The sequence below is a fragment of the Arthrobacter sp. H5 genome (assembly GCF_000520595.1).
In the GTDB taxonomy this organism is placed as follows: Bacteria; Actinomycetota; Actinomycetes; order Actinomycetales; family Micrococcaceae; genus Arthrobacter_D.
Window position 1 is genome coordinate 153,276 of sequence record NZ_KI915011.1, and the last position, 4,221, is coordinate 157,496.

Here is a 4,221-nt window from a genome sequence, read left to right on the forward strand (position 1 = left end):
CTGGCCGCCACTGGACTCGGCAGCAGATCAAGGGGGCGGGTGGACGTTCAGATGGCTGCCGAACCCGGTCCGCCGGACACGGCTGGACGTCAATCGTTCGCCGTCACGTCAGCCGGACCCGGCGCTGCCGTTATCATTCAGGCCACAGCCCCCGGACACAAGGCAATTGCCGCGGTTATCCTGACCGACCAGAATCCGCTGGTCGCGGTTGATATACCCCTCTCGGGGCGCGCACAGGTCCTAAACTGCTCCGCTTCCGCCGTCACCCTCGATGGCGTGGCGCAACAGGAACCCGAGGACCTTGGTTCGCTGCATCTGACAGTGCTCCCCAAGGTGGGTGAAATGCGATCCCTTCCACTGCCGGCACGGTTGCGCGGTCTCACGGGCGAGCACACCTCCCGCAACCCCGGAGACGGCGGCGAACTGCGGGATGTCTTTGCGTTCCAGCCTGGCGACCAACTGCGCCGGATTGATTGGCGGACCTCTGCGCGGCGGTCCACTGACCAGGACCGGATCTTTGTCAGGCGGACCTTTGCCCACTCCGAAGCCGCAGTCCACCTGCTCATTGACCATGCCTTTGACTATCCGGCTCAAACCGAGCTGTGGTTCGCGAGCGGACAACCCTCCCTCGGCGAAGTTGCTTCTTTACATCTGACCCGGGAGGCAGCAACACTACTGGCGTCCTCCTATCTCGCTCACGGTGACCGGGTGGGACTGAACGAAATATCCGGGCTTCGGCATCCGCTGCGGGCATCCGCCGGACGACGCCAGCTGGAACTGATCCGAACGCGCTTGGCCATTCTGCGGCCCGCTGCCAGGCCAGAGCGCCTTTCCCGCGACATTCCAGTGCCCACTGGTGCTCTGCTGTACGTACTCTCTCCATTCACAGACGATGAACCCGGGCGTCTCATGCGTTCCTGGCACGCCGCCGGTCACCGGGTCATCGGCGTTGACACCCTTCCGGTTCTAAGAGGCGGAAGCAGCAGCAAGGCTCAGGGCCTTGCCATTCAGCTGTGTCTGCTGCAGCGGAGGCACAGCCTGCAGGAGCTGGACCGGCTGGGAATTCCCGTACTCGGCTGGCGGGCCGAAACACCGGACGCCACGGCGGCCGACTCGTTTCCGGGTCAGCTTCCACTCGACGTGGGTTTGGCGACCCTCCGCGGCCGGTATGCCCGGGCCAACGGATCCGCAGCGGCTGGCATGCGCAACGGATCCGCAGCGGCTGGCATGCGATGAGAGGCGGAAATCCTACGTCCCCGTCCAGGTCATCTTCCAGGCCACCCACGTTGACGCTGGGGCCCGCCGTCTCCATCATGTGGCTGCGCCTCGTATCCGTGGCGGTTGCCGCGGCATTGGGCATTCCCCTCTGGCGTGATACTCCGTGGGTGATCCTTCCGGTGATGCTGTTTGCGGCAGCGGCGCTGCGTCCCTTTATCCTGCTTCCCCTGGTATCCATCCTGCTCATCATCGGCAGCTATGCGGCCAACGGACCGGTCGGTTCGCCGGTCCTGCTGCTGTATGTGGCCGGGTTGCATCTGCTGTATGTGCTGTACGCGTTCCTGTTGAGCGTCCCGATGAACGCCTTGGTCAGTACGGCGGTGCTCAAACAGGCATTATTCCTCGTGCTGAAGGTCCAACTGATAGCCCAGCCGTTGGCCGCCGTCGCACTGTTGGTCAGCAATGTTGGACCGAGCACTCCCGTTGTGCTGGTGTCCGCCGTTGCAATGGTCAGCTGGGGCTACTGGTTGTTGAGGACGTACCGCCGTTCCTCAGCCCGGAGGGCCGCAGGTCCTGCTGAGCCTGATGATGGAGCACATGGTCGTTGAATAAGGACAGCTCCTGTCCGCATAATCTTGTACTTTTGAAGCATGTTGGAAACTTCGGCCCGGCTTCTTCAGCTGCTTTCACTCCTCCAGCTCCGCCGCGAATGGACCGGCTCTGCCCTGGCCGCGCGAATGGAAGTAACTGAACGCACGGTCCGGCGGGACATCGGCAAGCTGCGTACGCTCGGCTACCCCATCCATGCATCCCCCGGCATTGCGGGCGGGTACCAGCTGGGAGCTGGCGCTCAACTGCCTCCGCTGTTGCTCGACGATGACGAAGCCCTCGCCGTTGCTATCGGTCTCAGCGCCGTGACGGCCAGCCCCGTGTCGGGTCTGGGCGAGGCTTCAGTGCGTGCGCTCACCAAACTTGAGCAGGTCCTGCCGGGCAGACTGCGGCCAAAGTTTTCCGGATTGCGGACTGCCGTCACGCGCATGGCTGCGGTGAGCACACCGGTCAATCCAGAGGTCCTCACCGCCCTGTCAGCGGCAATCACCGAGCGCAGGACCGTGGTCTTCAGGTATGAACGGCACGACGGCGAATCGTCCCGCCGTGTGGTGCAGCCTTACCGGCTGGTCGACACCGGGCGGCGCTGGTACCTTGTGGCCTGGGATGCCACCCGGGAGGACTGGCGCACCTTCCGTGTGGACCGCTGCCAAAGCATTCCGTCGCCGCGCGAGCGGTTCACGTCCCGCCCGCTGCCGGAGGAGGACCTGGCTGCTTACGTACAGAAGTCGATCACGCGTTCGCCGTACAAGTACGACATCGTGGTGCGGATCCATGCACCGCTGGCGGATGTGGCCCAGAAAGTCCCGTCAGATACGGCCGAGTTGGAGGACGACGGCGGCACCCGAACCATCATGCGAACAGGTGCGGATTCGCTTGACTGGCCGCTCATGCATCTGGTCGCGATGGACATGGAATTTGAGATTCTTGAGCCCGCCCTGCTGCGTGAGCGTGCCCAGTTGGCTGCTACCCGACTGGCGGCCGCGGGAGGGCCGGCGCCGGCGGTCTTGGAATGATCAGTCGGCAGGGGTAAAGCGTGCCACCGCGCGATCAATCTCCCCGACCATCTCCATGCCGCCGTGCCCTTCCTCCACCACAACCAGCTCACTGGCAGGCCATACCTTGTGCAGGCTCCAGGCAGTGGACAGCGGCGAACTCACATCGAGCCGACCATGAATCAGCACACTTGGGATGTGCTGGATCCGGACCATGGTCTCCAGCAGTCCCTCCACAAATCCCGCATTCCTCCAATAATGTGTAACGAGCGTCGCGAACAGAAGCCGAAACCCAGGCGGCTCGAACTGCAGCCGTGGCTCCGACTTTGGATCCAGCGACATGTGCACATCCTCCCAGACACACCAGTTCAACGCCGCGGTTTCCCGCACGCCCGGATCAGCATCAGTGAGCTGCCGATGATACGCGTCCACAAGCCGTTCACCGGGCGCGGCGTCAGCACCCGACCTGAATGCGTCCCATTCACGTGGGAAAACCCGCCCCATCTCCTCGGTGATCCATTCAACCTCGGCGGCAGTCGATGAAGTCACGGCGGCCAGAACCATCTCGGTAACCTGTTGGGGATGTTCCTGTGCGTACGCGAGTGCAAGCGTGGTACCCCACGAAGCGCCGTACAGGAGCCATTTTTCGATGCCCAGATGTTTGCGCAACGCCTCCATGTCGGCGATGAGCGCCGTCGTCGTGTTGGTGGACAAGTCCCCCGATGGGTCGGTGGCGAGCGGGCGGCTCCGCCCGCAGCCGCGCTGTTCAAAACCGACGATGAAGAACTTCTCCGGGTCATAGTGCCGGCGGTAACCGCCGCGTATTCCGGACCCTGGACCGCCGTGGAGGAACAGTGCCGGCTTTCCCTTGGGGTTGCCGGAGGTTTCCCAGTAGATTTCGTTGCCGTCGTCGACCGGCAGCAGACCGGAATTGAACGTGTCGATGGGTGGAAACATTTTCCCAGCCTACTTATCGGTGAAGGCTTGCCTAGCCCGCTTTGCTCGTTGCGACAATACCCGTTGCCGCTCCAGCCACCGGGCGTCCGCAGCCCGCTGCCCGCCACGGACTGCGAATCGCCCTGGGAGCGCGATCCAGCCACTCGCCTGCCACTGGATAAACGAAACCCTGGATTAGAAGGGTGGGAGTGGTTCGGGGAGGGTGGTGTAGGTTTTTCCGGCGAGTGAGGTGGTGGTGAAGGTTCCGGGTTCGGGTTGTTCTCCGCCCCAGAATCCTTCGGTTTTGTACATGTGGTGCCGGTTGCAGTCGGGGTGGGTATTCCATAGTGCTGTATGCCCTCCGGCGGCCCACTCGACGGTGTGGTCGATTTCGCAGGCCGACGCGGCGACGTTGCAGCCTGGATGCGTGCAGGTCGGGTTAAGGATCCGGGTCCAGTCTTTG

At 63.3% G+C, this 4,221-nt stretch carries 5 protein-coding genes; 3 read left to right on the forward strand and 2 right to left on the reverse strand.

Annotated elements, in window-relative coordinates; translation table 11 throughout:
• From Y708_RS27695 to Y708_RS0116605, 3 genes are all read left to right on the forward strand, one after another.
• Nucleotides 1–1,236, forward strand: a 1,236-nt coding sequence (locus Y708_RS27695) for a DUF58 domain-containing protein (RefSeq protein ID WP_051479085.1), incomplete at its 5' end; no start/stop codon positions are given.
• Between the two features lie 50 nt (nt 1,237–1,286).
• Nucleotides 1,287–1,826 (forward strand): hypothetical protein, encoded by a 540-nt coding sequence (locus Y708_RS0116600; protein WP_028280793.1) that lies wholly within the window; start codon nt 1,287–1,289, stop codon nt 1,824–1,826.
• Between the two features lie 42 nt (nt 1,827–1,868).
• Entirely contained in the window at nt 1,869–2,843 is a 975-nt protein-coding gene (locus Y708_RS0116605) for a helix-turn-helix transcriptional regulator (protein ID WP_028280794.1), read from the forward strand.
• Here the strand turns inward: Y708_RS0116605 and pip are convergent, their stop codons facing one another.
• A complete protein-coding gene (gene pip, locus Y708_RS0116610; protein ID WP_028280795.1) occupies nt 2,844–3,779 on the reverse strand; it encodes a prolyl aminopeptidase in 936 nt (311 codons plus the stop codon).
• Nucleotides 3,780–3,953: 174 nt separating this feature from the next.
• Nucleotides 3,954–4,221, reverse strand: a 268-nt coding sequence (locus Y708_RS29975; RefSeq protein ID WP_028280796.1) for an HNH endonuclease signature motif containing protein, incomplete at its 5' end; no start/stop codon positions are given.